The sequence below is a fragment of the Vibrio hippocampi genome (genome assembly GCF_921292975.1).
GTDB lineage: Bacteria > Pseudomonadota > Gammaproteobacteria > Enterobacterales > Vibrionaceae > Vibrio > Vibrio hippocampi.
This window is the reverse complement of record NZ_CAKLCM010000003.1, coordinates 1,250,397-1,266,946: the sequence shown is the minus strand read 5'-3', so window position 1 is coordinate 1,266,946 and position 16,550 is coordinate 1,250,397. Positions and strand designations below refer to the sequence as shown.

At 44.3% G+C, this 16,550-nt stretch carries 17 protein-coding genes and 1 pseudogene; 5 read left to right on the top strand and 13 right to left on the bottom strand.

The genetic code is table 11. The features are described from left to right. Nucleotides 1-13: 13 nt before the first annotated feature. The 11 genes from L9Q39_RS18640 to L9Q39_RS18590 all read right to left on the bottom strand — a co-directional run bounded on the left by L9Q39_RS18640 (nucleotide 14) and on the right by L9Q39_RS18590 (nucleotide 10,607). Nucleotides 14-1,300, bottom strand: coding sequence for an LssY C-terminal domain-containing protein (locus L9Q39_RS18640; RefSeq protein WP_237486582.1), 1,287 nt, complete (start codon nucleotides 1,298-1,300; stop codon nucleotides 14-16). A gap of 21 nt (nucleotides 1,301-1,321) precedes the next feature. After that, nucleotides 1,322-2,050, bottom strand: a complete 729-nt coding sequence (locus tag L9Q39_RS18635) for a glycosyltransferase (RefSeq protein ID WP_237486581.1) — start codon at nucleotides 2,048-2,050, stop codon at nucleotides 1,322-1,324. Nucleotides 2,051-2,294: 244 nt separating this feature from the next. After that, on the bottom strand, nucleotides 2,295-3,611 hold the full coding sequence (locus tag L9Q39_RS18630) for a BamA/TamA family outer membrane protein (RefSeq protein WP_237486580.1): 1,317 nt from the start codon (nucleotides 3,609-3,611) through the stop codon (nucleotides 2,295-2,297). 220 nt (nucleotides 3,612-3,831) lie between these two features. Continuing rightward, on the bottom strand, nucleotides 3,832-4,752 hold the full coding sequence (locus tag L9Q39_RS18625; RefSeq protein WP_237486579.1) for a M14 family metallopeptidase: 921 nt from the start codon (nucleotides 4,750-4,752) through the stop codon (nucleotides 3,832-3,834). A 12-nt stretch (nucleotides 4,753-4,764) separates the two neighbouring features. Then, on the bottom strand, nucleotides 4,765-5,073 hold the full coding sequence (locus tag L9Q39_RS18620; protein ID WP_237487083.1) for a DUF1289 domain-containing protein: 309 nt from the start codon (nucleotides 5,071-5,073) through the stop codon (nucleotides 4,765-4,767). Between the two features lie 141 nt (nucleotides 5,074-5,214). Then, entirely contained in the window at nucleotides 5,215-6,240 is a 1,026-nt protein-coding gene (gene pyrC, locus L9Q39_RS18615; protein WP_237486578.1) for a dihydroorotase, read from the bottom strand. A 232-nt stretch (nucleotides 6,241-6,472) separates the two neighbouring features. Beyond that, nucleotides 6,473-7,528, bottom strand: a complete 1,056-nt coding sequence (locus tag L9Q39_RS18610) for a porin (RefSeq protein WP_435532854.1) — start codon at nucleotides 7,526-7,528, stop codon at nucleotides 6,473-6,475. Between the two features lie 195 nt (nucleotides 7,529-7,723). Then, nucleotides 7,724-8,614, bottom strand: coding sequence for a DUF7916 family protein (locus tag L9Q39_RS18605; protein WP_237486577.1), 891 nt, complete (start codon nucleotides 8,612-8,614; stop codon nucleotides 7,724-7,726). Beyond that, nucleotides 8,611-8,952 (bottom strand): PTS lactose/cellobiose transporter subunit IIA, encoded by a 342-nt coding sequence (locus L9Q39_RS18600; RefSeq protein WP_237486576.1) that lies wholly within the window; start codon nucleotides 8,950-8,952, stop codon nucleotides 8,611-8,613. The genes L9Q39_RS18605 and L9Q39_RS18600 overlap by 4 nt, the downstream gene beginning before the upstream one ends. A gap of 2 nt (nucleotides 8,953-8,954) precedes the next feature. Further along, the gene (locus L9Q39_RS18595) at nucleotides 8,955-10,283 is read right to left on the bottom strand and encodes a PTS sugar transporter subunit IIC (protein ID WP_237486575.1); all 1,329 of its coding nucleotides are present in this window, start codon (nucleotides 10,281-10,283) and stop codon (nucleotides 8,955-8,957) included. A 12-nt stretch (nucleotides 10,284-10,295) separates the two neighbouring features. Next, nucleotides 10,296-10,607: a PTS sugar transporter subunit IIB gene (locus tag L9Q39_RS18590; RefSeq protein WP_237486574.1), complete on the bottom strand. Its 312-nt coding sequence runs from the start codon at nucleotides 10,605-10,607 to the stop codon at nucleotides 10,296-10,298. Nucleotides 10,608-11,191: 584 nt separating this feature from the next. Between L9Q39_RS18590 and L9Q39_RS18585 the strand changes: the two genes are divergently transcribed. The 3 genes and pseudogenes from L9Q39_RS18585 (at nucleotide 11,192) to L9Q39_RS20735 (ending at nucleotide 13,875) form a co-directional block, all read left to right on the top strand. Next, entirely contained in the window at nucleotides 11,192-12,625 is a 1,434-nt protein-coding gene (locus L9Q39_RS18585; RefSeq protein WP_237486573.1) for a polysaccharide lyase 6 family protein, read from the top strand. Between the two features lie 104 nt (nucleotides 12,626-12,729). Beyond that, nucleotides 12,730-13,554 (top strand): annotated as a pseudogene (locus tag L9Q39_RS18580) (MOSC domain-containing protein); the annotation flags it as partial. 63 nt (nucleotides 13,555-13,617) lie between these two features. After that, a complete protein-coding gene (locus L9Q39_RS20735) occupies nucleotides 13,618-13,875 on the top strand; it encodes a 2Fe-2S iron-sulfur cluster-binding protein (protein ID WP_435532865.1) in 258 nt (85 codons plus the stop codon). Between the two features lie 110 nt (nucleotides 13,876-13,985). Here the strand turns inward: L9Q39_RS20735 and L9Q39_RS18575 are convergent, their stop codons facing one another. Together L9Q39_RS18575 and nadE are read right to left on the bottom strand one after the other, a co-directional pair. Then, nucleotides 13,986-14,231 (bottom strand): HP1242/YdcH family protein, encoded by a 246-nt coding sequence (locus tag L9Q39_RS18575; protein ID WP_237486572.1) that lies wholly within the window; start codon nucleotides 14,229-14,231, stop codon nucleotides 13,986-13,988. Nucleotides 14,232-14,492: 261 nt separating this feature from the next. Beyond that, the gene (gene nadE, locus L9Q39_RS18570; protein ID WP_237486571.1) at nucleotides 14,493-15,323 is read right to left on the bottom strand and encodes an NAD(+) synthase; all 831 of its coding nucleotides are present in this window, start codon (nucleotides 15,321-15,323) and stop codon (nucleotides 14,493-14,495) included. 116 nt (nucleotides 15,324-15,439) lie between these two features. Here nadE and L9Q39_RS18565 point away from each other — a divergent pair, with 116 nt between their 5' ends. Next, nucleotides 15,440-15,955: a nicotinate-nicotinamide nucleotide adenylyltransferase gene (locus L9Q39_RS18565; protein ID WP_237486570.1), complete on the top strand. Its 516-nt coding sequence runs from the start codon at nucleotides 15,440-15,442 to the stop codon at nucleotides 15,953-15,955. 40 nt (nucleotides 15,956-15,995) lie between these two features. Beyond that, entirely contained in the window at nucleotides 15,996-16,490 is a 495-nt protein-coding gene (locus L9Q39_RS18560) for a hypothetical protein (protein WP_237486569.1), read from the top strand. The last annotated feature ends 60 nt before the right edge of the window (nucleotides 16,491-16,550 follow it).

The window sequence follows — 16,550 nt, the reverse complement described above, 5'->3', positions numbered from 1 at the left end:
CTGTCGACTTGGGTTATAAACTGGCCACTTTCGGTGCCTCAATGGGTTCTGAAACCAATAACACTTGTCCATCACTGTAGTAATCATGTCCATTGTTGAGAGCGATTGGTTTGGCTAAGGCCAGTCGCTCCGCATCCCATAATGCATTTATGCTCATTATACTTTCTTTCAACTGGTCTCGTTCTCCGTCCACGTTTGGGTCGATGCTGTGGAGTATGGTAATGATGCCGTTGTATGGGGTCACCCTTAAGCCATTATCATAGCTAATCGCACCCAACCAGACAGTTTGACCGCTATTGATGTCTTGGCCTGCGTTCCACCAACGAATATGAGAGCGATGAGTTAACGAGCCCGCTTGTTGAAATGCCATGTCTTGGGGAAGACCGTTCCAATGCAAATCGGAAACTGGCGGAGTTTTCTCCTTCAACAGTTTAATGTAGTCCCCAAATGAGAGTTGCCCATGAGTAAAGGTTCGGTTTTCAATCCAACCCAATGCGTTCATCAGTGATCTTGGGCTCTCGCCTAAATAGACAATATTCATTGCTTGAGCTGAGTAGATAGAGGATTGACCAGCAAATACTCGGTAGTCGATACTCTCAAGAGAAATAGGCTGTCTCTGCTCAATGACATGACTCATGGTTGCTTTCGGAGCGGGACCAAAAAAGTGTCCCAAGTTGATGGTCACCAACCCAACGCTTAGCAATAGAGCCAATTTTGCGGGAAGTTTTTGCCACTTTTTTTTCCAGCCCCATAGCCCAACAAACAGTGTCATAACCAATAACCCGACAGTGAGTTTATGTTCAGCAACGATTTGCACGAGATCGCTGATAACCGGGATATGCGTAACACCTGCTGCCAATAAATACCCCCAAAATACGAACTGTCCTACGCCCAAGCACAGACCGATGCTGGAAAGCAGGGTAAATTTGCGCCATGCAATTTTATGGCTACCCGCGACGAAAGGCACAACCCAAGCAACGGGACCTAACAATCGAGCCACAACTAACACCCATACAGAATGTTTTAACGTAAGCAGTTTGGCGCGTGCAAACGATCGTCTTAGGGTTGGCTTCCATTCGATCAACCGACGTCGAGCCGCCGAACCATATTGACGACCAATCCAGTAACTGATTTGATCGCCAATTAAACCTCCAGCGAGCACGGCGATGATGCCAGTGTAAATACCTTGGTGTAACTGGTAGCCAGCAGCGATCAGAAATGGCTCTCCGGGCACAATTAAATTGGGACCAATGAGGGCATCCAATAGCGCACCAATAAATAATCCTACGGTAGTAAACATAGTGAGATTACCTTAAACCCATTACTGTTTTTGGTAGTGGTCGAACGGGTATTCTATCTCGTTATTGCGCATCTCACCCATAAAGAAGCGACGCACATTGGCTTTGAGGTAGGTCAGCCCCATCTTGGCGATACCATCTTGCTCAAGGCGACGCGGGTCAAATTCAAAGGCGGTTGGGATCATTCTAAAACGCCATGTTTTGGCAGCCTTTTTGACATAATGGCAGTCTTCACACAGGATGATTTCTTCATCAAACCCACCAATTTCCTCGTGGACACGTTTACTTGAGAAGATACATGCCCCAACGGCAGTCGGGAAAAAGAACTGAGTCGCGAATAGACCTGCGTTAAAGGCGAAATACCCGAGCTTATAATGAAAGGGCAGACGGCTTGCTCCCATGTAAACACCCGCAACTTCAAGCTGTTCATCTACCAACTTGGCCACGGAACGACTTAAGAAGTTTGAGTCTAATCGCACATCTGCGTCTAAAAATAGCAAGGTTGAATGTTTGGCCAGTTTGGCTCCCGTATTACGACCCAGACTGACGCCACGAGTGGTCATAACATGAGTGGTGAGGCTAGGGAGAGTCGGCGCAAATTTTTCTGCTACTGCCACGGTGTGGTCGTCGCTGTTGGAGTCAACGAGGATAACCTCAAAGTTTTGATAGCTTTGTTTGCTTAGGTCAGTAAGTAGACGCGCAATACGTTTCTCTTCGTTTAAGGTAATTACAACAATGCTGATCGGTTTCATATCATTTTCCTCAGTATTCGGTAATGGGTTTCAATGTGTTAAATAATGAAACCAAATAAGTAACTTCAAGTGAGGATATTACAGAGGCATGAATTAATGGTGACTGAGGCTTAGATTCATTTTCGGTTCATCAGCGGTCAAGCAAAGGCAATCGGAGAAACGAAAAAGCACGCGCTTTTATTGACTTGGGTATAGTAATAAAAGCGCGTGCTTTGGAGAAAGGCTGTTCGCTAGCGATGGAATATTAGAATGGATGATCGACCATTAGCCAAAAATTGGTGCTTTCTGGTGACGTTGCCAGTTCGGTTCGAACCACAAGTCCTGCCATTAATGCTCGTACAGAGACACCGGCGTCGTATTTCATGTCGGTTAATAAGTTACTGGCGTTATATTCAGGACCCACGCGACCCACTTCCGCAAAGCCAACCAACTGAATCCAGTCTATGCGCAAAAATTTAAGCCAGTTTACGTCCTTTAGCGGATTGTTTCTCAGCGTGTAACGATACTCAGCAGCGCCATAAATGACGGCCTTGTCATGGAAACGATTCATGTCGTAGCCACGCATACGCGTGAAGCCACCAAGTGTTGCCCCTTCGTTGTAGGGAGCATTGCCGCTGACGCTGCTGTTACCGCTACTGTCGGATTCAACTTCCCATGTTGGTGAATAGCCGGTCCAAAAGTTTAACGCAACAATTCGCTGTGATGCCCAATGACTTTCCCCTAATGAGAAAAAGGCGCTGGTGTCGAACTCATAAAAAGACCACTCTTGTTTGGATTCAAGCCAACCCCAATCATGGGATGTCGAGATATAGTGTCGAGTACCATAAGATGGGTTGGGAGCGAAGTCAGTATTATCGTAGTAAACACCAAACTCCATCGCGTGAATGGTGCCATCTATGTCGCCAGAATCGGTTTCAAAGGATTGGTAACGATTAAACTGACGAGCAACAAAGATGGTGGTGCCGCTGGTTAGTGGGTTCCACTCTCTTCCTCCGGTCGGTGCTGAGACTAACAGTCCATTTTTTACTTGGTAGTCAACGGTGCCCGAATGTTTGTTGGCGCCAATTGGCAGCACATACTCAAGCTTGATATCCCACCAATTGGAGTTACCACTGCCTTCAAAATACTGTTCAGATGAGGAGTCGTTACTTCCCGGTAACGGCGTGCCCGCGGGTACGTTATAGCCGGTGTAAGCTCTCTGTTTTGGATAATATCCCCACATACCAAAAGTGCTTAAAAATACCCGTTCTGTACCAGGAATCATATAGTTCCATATGCCCGCAGAAAGAGCGTGACTCTCTGTGCCGCCAAAGATCGTACCACCGACCACCATTTGGTCTTGATGAATACCTTTGATCATGCCGCCAACACCAATATTGGTTCCCATAGAATCAGAGCTAAAAAAGTAAGGCAACACCATAGAGTTGCGTAACTGAGATGTTTCCAATCGGTCGAGGCGAGATTTGATATTAGTGGGTGTACCGCCAGCAGCAAACACCGCGCTGGAACTCATGAGGCAGATGGCAGAGCAGACCGTGCCTAAAAGACGAGGATAGGTCATGTTGACTTGAACTTCCCTTTAAAAATATAACTAAGCGCTTATGGGCACACCGAATGAACTGAAAGCTGATGGCGCTGAGCCGATTCATTTTGGTGTAGGTATTTGATTTTTTTGCGCACAACAGAGGTTTAAACCTTAGCATAAATTAACGCTTGTGCAACAAACCGCGCTCGATGCCGAGCGCGAGACGATGTCACATACTATACAGAATGATAAACTGTTAGTCTTGTGATTTTAGATAATCCAGTGCGCCTGTTATCGCCGCTACTTGGGCAAGGTTACATTGTTGGGTCGAGACATTCGGGCTATCAGGGTAAACTTCCGTGGTGGTTGAATACTCACATTCTGTCATGCTGGTGCAAAGATGTAAGCGTTTGAGTGGATAATTAATCACGCCTTTTTGCACCACTTCTGCTCCGATAATCTTGCCTTGCGTGTCCGCGGGTGCAATATGAGTCACTTTTTCAACCGCGGCGATAATCGCACTTTGGAACTGAGCCGCCGGCTTTTCAGTATTGCCGACCAAGTAGAAGCCATCAGGAACATTATCTTCGATATACTCAAGACCCTCTCTCGCCGCGAGAGCGGGTCTAAACTCTGATTCATCCGTATCGGTTGTTTCGTGCAAGTCGATATGCACTAAAATATCACCGTCTAGCTTAGCAACCATGTCCATCACTAAGGCAGCTTCTTCACTGACAGAGTCTTGATAGAAAGAACGGTTTGGGTCAACTGCGTTTGGGTTCCAGCGATTGATGGTTTCATATCCCCAAGGGCTGACACAAGGAGCAATCACCAAATTAAAGTCGGCTTGGTAGTCAGCGGCATGTTGCGCGGCAAACAACAACGCACCCTGTACGCCTGATGTTTCGTAACCGTGAACACCACCAGTAATGAGTACAGTCGGCTTGTCAGGATGCCACGCGCTATTTTTTAGCACATATAAAGGGTAACGCTCTGTGTCGTAGGAAAGGGCACCATAAGACTCAACGATCCAATGGTGTTCTAATTGCTGAATTTTACTGACGACATCTTGCTGGTAACTGCGCTGAATCTGGGTTTGATTGCGCCATTCGGTCACTTCTTTTTCTGTCCATTTCTGACCCGGTGTACCGATAGGATAGTGGCAACGATTTTTCATAATAAAATACGCCTATTTAAGAGGGAGTTTGGACAAGCATCGACGACACAAGCATAGGTTTGATGTTTTTAATTCGCTGGTATCGCGTTTCTCAATGTCAAAGCACCAGCAAGTGTCCTTGCCTGCCGAGATATCGCAATAGGCAGGTTCACCACATTGCTGACAAAGGTGAGTGGATAGCTGTCCGGATAATTCTGCCATAGTCTGTTGGCGTTCATTGTCAGAGATTTGTGACCAAATAGCCACTTCGTTCATCGTGCGTTTGCAGCCATGACAGATCCCGCCATCGTTTTTACATGCACCGATGCAGGGCGTGGCAATGGGAGTGCTGTGAGTTGGGGTTTTGGACGTCACGTAGCAGGCATCCTTGGTGTATTAGGTTAAGAAGAAGAGTTTAACATTTAGCTTAATAAAAAAAACGGCCATCAAAACAATGGCCGTTTAATCGTTTCGAGTGAAAGGTTATTTCACTTTCCAACCGATCGTTTCGCCACCGCGGATAGGAACAACGATGTCTTGACCGAAAGGCATGGTATCAGGTACTGACCATTCTTCTTTTTCAAGGGTCACGGTATCGGCGTTACGCGCAAGACCGTAGAAATCAGCGCCGTTGTGACTGGCGAAAGCTTCAAGATTTTCTAGCTTCCCTTCGAGTTCAAATACTTCAGTATAAAGTTCAAGCGAAGCGTGTGCTGTGTATGAGCCTGCGCATCCACAAGCCGCTTCTTTTTGACCTTTTGCGTGAGGAGCCGAGTCAGTGCCCAAGAAGAATTTTTTGCTGCCACTGGTTGCCGCTTCAATAAGCGCTTGCTGGTGAGTACCGCGCTTTAGAATCGGTAAGCAGTAGAAATGAGGCTTAATGCCACCGACTAACATATGGTTGCGGTTGTAAAGCAAGTGGTGCGCCGTAATGGTCGCAGCAACGTTATCGCTGGCATTTTTAACAAATTCAGCCGCGTCCGCTGTCGTGATGTGTTCTAGTACAATTTTCAGATTTGGGAAATCATTCACAAGTGGAGCAAGGACAGTATCAAGAAAGGTTTTTTCACGATCAAAGATATCAATGGCGTGCGTCGTTACCTCACCGTGAACCAGTAATAACATGCCTTCTTGTTCCATAGCTTCAAGCACGGGATAGATATTTTTTGCTGAAGTGACACCGGAATCAGAGTTGGTCGTGGCGCCTGCTGGGTATAGCTTGGCCGCTACCACGCCAGCAACTTTGGCTTTACGGATCTCTTCAGGGGAAGTGTTGTCCGTCAAGTATAGTGTCATCAAGGGTTCAAATTGTGCGGCTGGCTTTGCCGACATAATGCGTGCTTTGTAAGCCAGTGCCATTTCAGTATCAATAACAGGTGGGACTGTGTTTGGCATAATAATAGCTCTGCCGTTATAGCGGCTGATGTCACGAACAGTATCGTTTAAAACATCACCATCGCGCAGATGAACATGCCAATCGTCAGGACGAGTAATCGTTAATGTAGTCATTTTTTGGGCTCCCACCACGTTTGTATTTGTGTCTTGAACGGAGCCTAACACCAAGCGCACAATAAAAAGCAAACGCTTGCGTTTAGGCGACAGGATGATAGTGGAAAATGGTTTAGTTTTCACTAATTTTCTGGGAATTGTTGGGCTTTTCTGTGGGAAATGAGTTTGAAACGAAAGCCAACCCTGACTGCTGTCTAAGAAAAGGTTGGCTTGATCGAGTTTGAATGACTAATTAAAAAGTATACTCTAAACCCACGCGACCAAATAACTTGTCACCACTGGCTTCATTGCTCCAGTTATAGGCGTTGTGAGTACCAAATCGAACATATGGCACGAAGCCTTTATGTATATACATAATTTGCGCAGATAAAACTTCATCTTCGTTATTCTGTTTTACCCCTTCAACCTCAGAATCAAAGTTTTTTGCATAGCCCACTTTGAAACCCCAAGGACCACTAAAATATTGACCTATGATTGAAATAGAGTGCTGCTCAGCCTCTTTTGCATCGCTAATTGGATTATCGTCGTCATCGTGCTCAACATATTTCCAACCTGCTAACTGTGCGGGCCCTTGAGTAAATTTGTATGCGGCATTGAGTCCGAAACCTGCCGGTAACGGTAACTCAAAACCCACTAAATAGGCGGTTCCGTCTATATCAGTTCCTTTAGCTTTCGGGTTGAACTCGAACGCGGTATGAATGGTGAACGCACTAGAGACATAGTGACCAGCACCGCCGTAATGGTATGAACCATCCACATCTTTGTCTCCACGACCGGTAGAGAGCTCAAATGAAAGATTGCCGTAATCTGGTGAATCATAACGCGCCATATTACTTTGACGATCATAGGTTGCACCTACGTCTCCGCCCCAGTCAAAAACGCGCCCTAAGCCTGGATTAGAGTAGGGCCAATCCACAACTTCATACATCGGTGTCAGCATGCGACCGAATCTGACTTGCCCCCAAGTACCATCAAGAGAGACAAAAGTATCTCTAGTACCAAGTGTTCCCGAAGCGCCCTCATAACCAACGTATCCAGATTCGACTTGCATCATTGCGTTGACATCATCAAACATCTGCTTTGACGCGCGAAAGCCAATATAGGATTCATTGTCATAAGTGTAGCCACTATTATCATCTTCAGTGACTACTGATATCGCTGCTTTACCGTAAGCTTGAACAGCAACATCGCCAAGCGTACCGACTTGTCCATATTCATTGGCTGAAACATGACTCATGCCGCCCGAAATTAAAAGTGATACTAAACTATAATTAAGAAATTTTTTCATAACAAAACTACCCCTGTGGCCGTCGTTAAATAACGAGGCCAAATTGAATATAATAATTAACAGGTCATTAGGAGTTATTTATCTAATATAAAATTAAAATATATAAATAACTCTCCCCCAAGAAATGACCATAAGGAAATTACCTATAGCAGCGAAATAATGTATTTACGATGGTTGTAATAGTTATATTTATTGCTATCGTCTATTTGCCATGCGTTTAAATTGATGCCTCCTGCCTCGAATCGTTATTCCCATTGTTAGGATATTTTCTGGAACCGCTAATCCCCCATATCCACCATCACCAATATGAACAATATCGGCACCTGCTGACTTTGAGGTCATCGCGACTTGCTGAATAAAGTTTTCACTTGCACCCTCTTGGGATGTCCCAATGGCTAGCATGCCTAACATGCCTGCTTGGTGAACGGTCCGCATCATTTGTTCGGCCAACTGTGGTGTGACGCCAGGCGTGGTATAAGGGGCGGGGAACATCATAATATCCGCACCAGCTTCGGCAAATTCGCCAATAATATCCAAGTTGTAATCATTGCCGACGCCACCACCATGCATTTTGCCAGCAATAATGACCAAGTCCTGCGAGATAGAACGTACTAAGCGGATTGCCTCTAAGATGGTTTCTTGTGACACGTTCATACCTGGATTTCCGGTTAGCATCACATAATCGAGTCCATTATCAATCACGGCTTGAACTGTCTGGGCGGTAACACTTCGCCCTTCAGCAATCTCGGTAAACCCTTTAGGAACCGGTTCTAAATTACACCCCATCAAACGACCGCATAGTTGTTTGAGTTCCGCGACCGATAAAAACTCCGCCACGTTATGAGCTTCGTGCCCCAATACGGTCGCTTTTGGATCTAATAAATCTAAGCAATTTAGTGTCACCATATCGGCACCAAAAGCGGCTGCCATTTCAGCACCACTCACAAGGTCGACAGGGGGTTGCATTGAAACCACGTTTTCTACCATTAAGGTACGACCTTCACTACGTGCAATACAATTCACAATGTCGCGACGAGATAGTTGCTTAATATCTTCTTTGGTTAAGTCGAATATTCTTTTGTTCATACATCACCATCTATTTTTTTGTGTATTTCAATTAATTCTTTGGCTAAATCCTTACATAACATAGTGGTCATAATATGATCTTGAATATGAGTTAATATTAAAGTCATCTGAACCTTGCCTTCTCCTTCATCAAAAGCAATTAATGATGTTTGCTTTTGGTGTACTTGTTCTAAATACCCTTCACCTTGCTGAAGCGTTTCGACCGCTTGCTGATATTGGTTTTGTCTTGCCAATAGTATTGATTGCATAATGAGGGATCTTGATTCACCCACTAAACATAAAAGGGACATCAAAAATTCTTCGTTAATATCATCGTTGGATAAAATGGTATGACTCATAATTAAACCTTTGCGGATGCGGTATTGGTTGATTCAGTTTGTGCAGCGGCACGCTCTTCTTCCAGTAACTCTTTTTCATGCATCTTAAAGAATGGGTAATAGATCGCCATGCTAATCAGTACACACAATACAACGACCACAGCAGCAGTACCTGAGTTTGTCGCCATTACCGCGCCTATGGGAGCTGGCATTGTCCAAGGTGGTAATGCAATGACTTTAGAGACCAAGTCAAATTTAAATGCCGACCAGACGATGCAGGTATTAACAATAGGGGCGAGTAACCATGGAATAAAGTAATTAACGTTCATTACAATGGGTGCGCCAAAAATAACGGGTTCATTGATATTAAATGAGCTAGGAATAATCGACATTTTACCGATGGTTCTTAAATGAGTTGCCTTAGAGCGCATCATCAGAACAACAAATCCCCAAGTTCCTCCAGCTCCGCCAACAAAAATAAAGAAGTCAAACACTGGGTTTACTAAGATCTTTGGCAGCTCTAAACCTGCGGCTAATGCTTCTTGGTTGTCAGCCAAATTAATCATGAGTATTGGAAATAGGATGCCAGTAATAACCACTGATCCGCCGTGAATTCCGCCAAACCAGAGTAACTGAATCATAATGACCGCCAGTAAGCAGGCGATAAATGAATCTGATGCCGAAACAAGTGGTTTAAACATTTCTGTAATGGCGGTTGGAATGGACAAATCGTATGTGCCTAATCCAACATTGATTGCAGTGACAATTATCGAGATAAAAAGCACCGGAATAAGCAAGTCGAATGACGCCGAGATTTTTTCTGGTACAGCATCTGGCATTTTTAATCTTATATTGTGGTCTCGTAGGAACCGTTGAAGCTCAGGGGCAAACAGACCTGCAAGTATTGCAGTAAAGGCCCCCGTTCCTCCCATTTGTGCCGTTGGGATCACGCCACCTACGCCTTCTACAACTTGCACGGGTGCCGCGGCTAAGAGAAAGGTGAATAAAGAGAGTAAGCCGGTGTTTAAGGGTCTTAATTTGTATGATTCTGCAAGGCTAAACCCTATGGTGAAAGCGGCATATAGAGAGAATATCCCCATACTTACTTGGAACGCCGCTAATATATTTGCCCTGCCTAAGGCTTCTACTAGACTGCTCCATCCATCTAGAAAGAAATTTCCGTCACCAGGAGGAAATGCAAGTACCAGTAATAATGAACCAACAATCAAAAATGGCATGGTGCCTACAAAGCCATCTTTAATTGCATTAATATGACGTTGGCTAGATACTTTATGAGCAAAAGGGGCTACATATTTATCTACAACATTAATTACATGAGTAAATCCTGTCATGGTTTTATACCTTTATTTATCATCCAGTAAATCTAATGCTTGTTGAAGAACTACGTCTCCCTTGAGCATGCCGTAATTCATCATGTCAATTAGACCGCACACTTTTCCTTCTTGTATTGCTCGTGCTTTAAACTCCTCAAATTTAAATTTTACCTGCGGTGCAACTAGACAAACATCATATTGCTGCAAACACGCCTCAAACTCTGATATTGAGTAGGCATTGATTTCGCATGTTATCTGTCTTTCCTCGGCCGCTTGTTTCATTTTTTTTACTAGCATACTTGTCGACATTCCAGCCGAACAACATAAGAATATTTTCATCACACACAACCCTCATTGAATTATCGCTAATTAGTGTCCTGACATTTAATTTACACTTAATGTGTGATGAAAAAAAAGTCAAATCCCAACTTGATGCCGTTTCAATGTCCATTATTTAATGGATGGTTTGATTTAATGTATATTATGAGCTTTGCTTTCAAAAAGTTGTGGGTTGTGCCAAAGTAGAAAATTAATACTACAAATTAACTAATTATAGTTGAACTATAATAAAGATGACGAAAAGTTTCATTTATTGTCGAGTTGTTAACTAATTAATAACGATTAACAATAATTGATATACGGGCAAGACGTTGTTGCGTGACGACTTGGATAGGTAACGGCATTGGTAACATTTGAGTTAATTTTATCCCCTTGATGATCTATTTCTTACTTTAGATGTTTTATAATAAATATTATTTCAGCAGATGAACAAACGAGGTTATGCTTTATTCTGCTTGAGTCAAATAGGCTTCTTATAAACTGGTGCTATGACGTGCTTTTACTTTTAAAAAACGTCTGTTAACAGGTGTGGGGACAATGTTTGCATCACTCTGGCAATCGGTTTAACTATCATGGACTAGCTTATCGTGAATCTTATAACTTTTATTACGCCATTGGTGGCTTTGCTGGCTGTTCCTATGGTCAGTGCGACTGAGTATCAGGTCGCTTCTGCATCAGAAATACGCAGTGTTGCTGGAAAACTTAAACCCGGTGATGAGCTAATTCTCAAGTCAGGCACTTGGCACGACCAGCATATTATACTCAATGCCAACGGTAGCGAGGATAAGCCGATAGTAATTCGTTCAGAGCGGGCGGGTTCAACCAAGCTCACTGGTGATAGTTATCTTGAAATTGCCGGCAGCTATTTGCATTTGTCTGGGCTTCATTTTGATCAAGGGTCGCTACAAAAAGGGCATGTTATTCGTGTTTCCGGTGCCTATAACAAGGTGTATGACAATGCCATCACCAACTATAACCCCACATCTAAAGAGACTCGCTATCATTGGCTGAGCTTATACGGTCGTGACCATACCGTGCAACACAACCATTTTTCAGGGCAAACTCATTCAGGGGTAACGACGGTGGTTTGGCTTAAGTCTGAGCAGGATGGGCATCACACCATCTCTCACAATTACTTTGGTCCACGCGCCTATGGTAAAGCGAACGGGTTTGAAACGATCCGCATCGGCACTGGAAAAAGCTCGCACCTTAATCCAAATGTGTTAGTGGCTCATAACTTATTTGAGGGATGTGATGGCGAAATGGAGATCATTTCCAATAAGTCTAATGACAACCTCTACCTCTTTAATACTTTCAGACAGAGTGCTGGCACACTGACTATCCGACAAGGCAAGCGTGTTGCGGTTGCTTATAACCATTTTCTTGGTGATAAGAAAAAGGGCACGGGTGGCGTGCGAGTCATTGGTAAAGATCATCTCGTATTTGCCAATGCGTTTTCTGATTTAGGCGGTCGTGCAGAAGGAGTTATCTCGATATCGGCAGGTACGCCGCTAGAAAACGGCAAGAGCAGAACGCTCTATCCGCAGGTCAACAATATCCTGATTGCCGACAATCGACTCGACAATAACCGTGGTCCGTATATTGCGACCGCAGCGGGGATTGGCAAGAAAAAACGCCAACTACTGCCGCAACAGGTGCTATTTTCCTCGAATCAGTTTTTCAACCCTGCCAATGACGCCAAACTGATTGATGGTGATCATAATGACACCATCTTCTGGCAAGCAAACATGACTAATCACGATCAGCTTGGCTACCCTGTAGAACAAGGTGTGTCCGTGAAGGAAATGGCAGAGGAATTGTCCAAGACTTCAGATTGGATGAAGCAAGCAGCGGTTAGTCACTCATGTCTTGAGTCGGCTCAAAGTGCGACAAAGTATGGATTAGATGGCGATAATTTCCAGCTTTTGTGCCAACGTATCGCCGCCGTTCAATCGCAAGGTTTTGAACCGAAAACTATCGATGATGTTGGTATCTCATGGGACATCAGCGAGCAAAATTGACTCAAAGAGAAAGCAAGTGATTGAATATAGACTGCTCCTCGCATTTTGAGGTGACTTGGATATAGAATGTCATTGACAACAAAAACTCGAATAAGGAAAGCAATGTGGAGCAGGTGAGTGTGTTATCTCAAATTACCGTGTATCCGGTAAAGTCGGTCGCGGGGATTGATATGTCGACCTCTTGGGTTGAACTACAGGGATTGAGTTTTGATCGTCGCTTTATGCTTGCTTTACCAGACGGCAAGATGGTGACAGCACGGCAGTATCCACAGATGGTTAAAATTACGGCTAGCTTGCAAGCTGACGGGATTATTTTTAGTTATCCTGATAAATCACCGTTGATGCTGAAATACCGAGATTTACAGCAGCAACAAGCGCAAGCAACAGTATGGAATGACAGTTTCACTGCCTATACCACGACCGAACAAGCCAATCTCTGGTTTAGTGAGATTATTCAGCAACCTGTCTCGTTGCTCTATAGCGGTGAACAGTCAAACCGCGTGCGTGAAAAGCTGGGGCACAATGTCAGCTTTGCTGATGGTTACCCAATGCTACTGATCAGCCAAGGTTCATTGAATGAATTGAATCGTCGCAGTAGCGACAACCACAGTATGAAACAGTTTCGTCCTAATCTTGTGGTGAATAGCGATGAGCCTTTCGTTGAGGATACTTGGAAGCGAATTAAGATTGGTGAAGTGGAGTTTGAGGTGGTTAAACCGTGCGAGCGCTGCATTTTGACTACCGTTGATACCACGACGGCGAAATTTCGAACCAATAAAGAACCGCTGGCAACACTGTCTCGCTTTCGCGCCAACCCTCAAGGTGCGGTGTTCTTTGGGCAAAACTTGGTGGCGAAGAATGAGGGCGTGATCAAGTTGGATGACGTGGTCGAAGTGCTGGAATATCAACAGCCCCACCGTTACCCTGATCAAGGCATCTCAAAAGATCTGTCAAATCAATCAGAGTCTGGGCAATCACAAATAAAGTCGGTAGTGATCACTGCCAATGGTGTTGCGGTAGCGGGCGATAACCAAAGTAACCTCTTAGAGCAGTTAGAAAGTGCGGGTTTATCGATTCCTTACAAGTGTCGCTCCGGTATGTGCGGAACATGCAGCGTGATATTGGAGTCTGGCAGTGTCGATCAAGATGAGGTGCCAGCGGCAACACGCGCGAGACAAAAGGGTTTAGATTCACGCACCATTTTTGCTTGTTGCGCCGTCCCCAACCAAGATATTGAAATCCGCTACTAACACAAGAAAGGAGAGCCAACGCTCTCCTTTCTTTTATTAATTCAAACTATTAGGCTATTTTCTAGCACCTAGCACCTAGCACCTAGCACCTAGCACCTAGCACCTAGCACCTATTCTCCCACATCAACCAATTTCTTCAATAGGACATCTTTCATCACAGCACGCTCATGCTTTAGCTTGTGCATCTCTCCATCATCAATGGGAGAGTTATTGAGTTCAAGCACCCGGATTTTTTTGTCCAAGGCATTATATTGTTTGGTTTCTTCGGCAAACGAAGCGTCGCTTGCGATGAGTGATTTAATGGTCTCCGTATGTTCAGGAAATTCGTGTAGAAGAGAGTGGTCTTCACCTAGCATAATAACCCCTTATAAACCCGAGAGAAAAAATGAATCATGTCAATTCATTAAGTACATAGCCTCAAACAGAGTGCTGTTACCAATCCAATATTAAACATGGCACAAGTCTGGCGTGTTGCAATGTTGAATCACAAAGAAGTCATAATTAATGAGCTAAATCACAGACAAAAAAATACCCAGATTAAGCACAATGAGCCAGTCTGGGTATTCAAGGTTATGATCTGCGATTGAACTCAATATCATCTGAGTTCAAGCCCCAGATTAATCGTAAATCGTTGGGATTGCTTCGCGTTTGTGTTGGGTTTTCTTGTAGATAGCCACGATGCGATCGGAGACATCTTCAGGTACGGGTTTGCCCTCAAGGAAATCATCAATTTGATCGTAGGTGAGATTGAGGGCTTTTTCGTCCGCTTTTTGTGGGTCCAGTTCTTCAAGATCCGCCGTTGGCGTCTTTTTGACCAGCAACTCTGGCGCCCCTAATGTCGCTGCTACTTCACGCACTTGGCGTTTGCTCAGACCAAACAGTGGCGCAAGGTCACAGGCGCCATCACCAAATTTGGTGTAGAAACCGGTGATGTTCTCTGCTGAGTGATCGGTACCAAGTACAAGTCCACCGACGTATCCGGCGATTTCATATTGAGCCACCATGCGTGCACGTGCTTTAACATTGCCTTTTACGAAGTCGATTTTACTGTCGTCTTCTGGCAGTAAGCCCGTTGAGGCGAGCGCTTCGTGGGAAGCAGCATGCAGACCATCCACGCCAGCTTTAATATTAACAGCGACAGAGTGGGTGGGTTCGATAAACGAAATAGCAAGTTGTGCCTCATCCTCATCTTTCTGTTCACCGTAAGGTAAACGAACAGCAAAAAATTGATACTCAGGTTCAGCGAGATCTTGGTTAAGTTCATTCACCGCGAGTTGTGCAAGACGACCACAGGTCGTGGAGTCAACACCACCACTGATACCCAGTACCAGTGATTTACAACCAGATTGCTGAAGTTTGCTTTTGATAAACGAGACACGACGTTCGACTTCGAAACGTGGGTCAATGGAAGGTAGCACACGCATTTCGTCACGGATTAGTTGTTCCATGTGTATTCCTTTTCCTACAGGCTCAAAATAATTCTTTGTATAATACCTACGAAAAGCACTGAAAAAAAGTTACAGTAGCAAAACAACAAGTGAATCAATCCAATGTTATCTGAGCTATGTTAAAAATTGCCGTATTCGGAAGTGCATTTAACCCCCCCAGTCTTGGTCATAAGAGTGTTATCGATTCTCTAAGCCATTTTGATAAAGTGCTGCTCGTGCCCAGTATTGCCCATGCTTGGGGAAAAGAGATGCTGGATTATCAAATCCGCTGCCAATTGGTCGATCAATTTATCAGCGATATTGGTAGACAGAATATAGAAAGAAGCCGAGTTGAAGAAAGCCTGCATCAAAAAGGTGGTGCAGTAACGACTTTTTCCGTTTTATCCAGCTTACAGCAACAGAACCCCAATGCGGAACTGACGTTTGTGCTGGGTCCCGACAATTTATTCAACTTTGCTAAATTTGCTCACAGTGATGAGATTGTGAAACGTTGGTCGATATTGGCTTGCCCAGAGAAAATCACGGTTCGCTCGACAGAAATTCGAGAAACTTTAATTAAAGGTTTGAATGTAGATCACTTAACCACTGACGGAGTAGCTCAACAATTGCAGCGTCTTGGGTTATATTTGTAGCTGTGTTTGTAAATTATTATTAAATGGAATAAGAAACTTTATGTTGGCTAAGTTAGGTATCATCGCCAGCCTCCTTTTTACTCCTTGGGCTTTGGCGTCTCTGTGTGAGAGCGATAGTTCAAAATCTGTGGTATTTAAAGAACAGGAATTTGATTTTTGTAAAGAGATCACTCGACCTTTTTCCTACTTGGGAGAGCAGGTGTCTTTACTCACTAGTATGTTGGATCAAGAAAAGACCACACAGCAAAAGATCACCGAATCATACTGGGAACAGTGGTTGATTACTCAGAAGTCTGAGCTGCTGTTAACCGGACGCCTTAATGATAATAGTATGATCGGCTTTGGTGTCTGGATGCCAGAAGATCTCGAGGAACTAGAACCTGATATGAACGTGCAAGAGTGGATTTCAGCCCAAGGTTTGCATTTGGGGCTAGGTGTTGGAGAAAAAGGCAAAGAGCCACGTTTTCGTTTTGACTACCGTTGGCATCAAGATGATCATCTCGATATGATGATGCAAATAGAAGTGCCGTTTTAACAAACTGAGATCTGTTTATATGAAAAAGGTGAACTTAAGGTTCACCTTTTTCGTGTCTGT

Excerpts from the sequence above, each read along its gene's own strand:
- L9Q39_RS18640 (WP_237486582.1), bottom strand. The coding sequence starts at position 1,300 with ATGTTTACTACCGTAGGATTATTTATTGGTGCGCTATTGGATGCCCTC.
- L9Q39_RS18635 (WP_237486581.1), bottom strand. The coding sequence starts at position 2,050 with ATGAAACCGATCAGCATTGTTGTAATTACCTTAAACGAAGAGAAACGT.
- L9Q39_RS18630 (WP_237486580.1), bottom strand. The coding sequence starts at position 3,611 with ATGACCTATCCTCGTCTTTTAGGCACGGTCTGCTCTGCCATCTGCCTC.
- L9Q39_RS18625 (WP_237486579.1), bottom strand. The coding sequence starts at position 4,752 with ATGAAAAATCGTTGCCACTATCCTATCGGTACACCGGGTCAGAAATGG.
- pyrC (WP_237486578.1), bottom strand. The coding sequence starts at position 6,240 with ATGACTACATTAACGATTACTCGTCCTGACGATTGGCATGTTCATCTG.
- L9Q39_RS18610 (WP_435532854.1), bottom strand. The coding sequence starts at position 7,528 with ATGAAAAAATTTCTTAATTATAGTTTAGTATCACTTTTAATTTCGGGC.
- L9Q39_RS18605 (WP_237486577.1), bottom strand. The coding sequence starts at position 8,614 with ATGAACAAAAGAATATTCGACTTAACCAAAGAAGATATTAAGCAACTA.
- L9Q39_RS18600 (WP_237486576.1), bottom strand. The coding sequence starts at position 8,952 with ATGAGTCATACCATTTTATCCAACGATGATATTAACGAAGAATTTTTG.
- L9Q39_RS18595 (WP_237486575.1), bottom strand. The coding sequence starts at position 10,283 with ATGACAGGATTTACTCATGTAATTAATGTTGTAGATAAATATGTAGCC.
- L9Q39_RS18575 (WP_237486572.1), bottom strand. The coding sequence starts at position 14,231 with ATGCTAGGTGAAGACCACTCTCTTCTACACGAATTTCCTGAACATACG.
- nadE (WP_237486571.1), bottom strand. The coding sequence starts at position 15,323 with ATGGAACAACTAATCCGTGACGAAATGCGTGTGCTACCTTCCATTGAC.
- L9Q39_RS18565 (WP_237486570.1), top strand. The coding sequence starts at position 15,440 with ATGTTAAAAATTGCCGTATTCGGAAGTGCATTTAACCCCCCCAGTCTT.
- L9Q39_RS18560 (WP_237486569.1), top strand. The coding sequence starts at position 15,996 with ATGTTGGCTAAGTTAGGTATCATCGCCAGCCTCCTTTTTACTCCTTGG.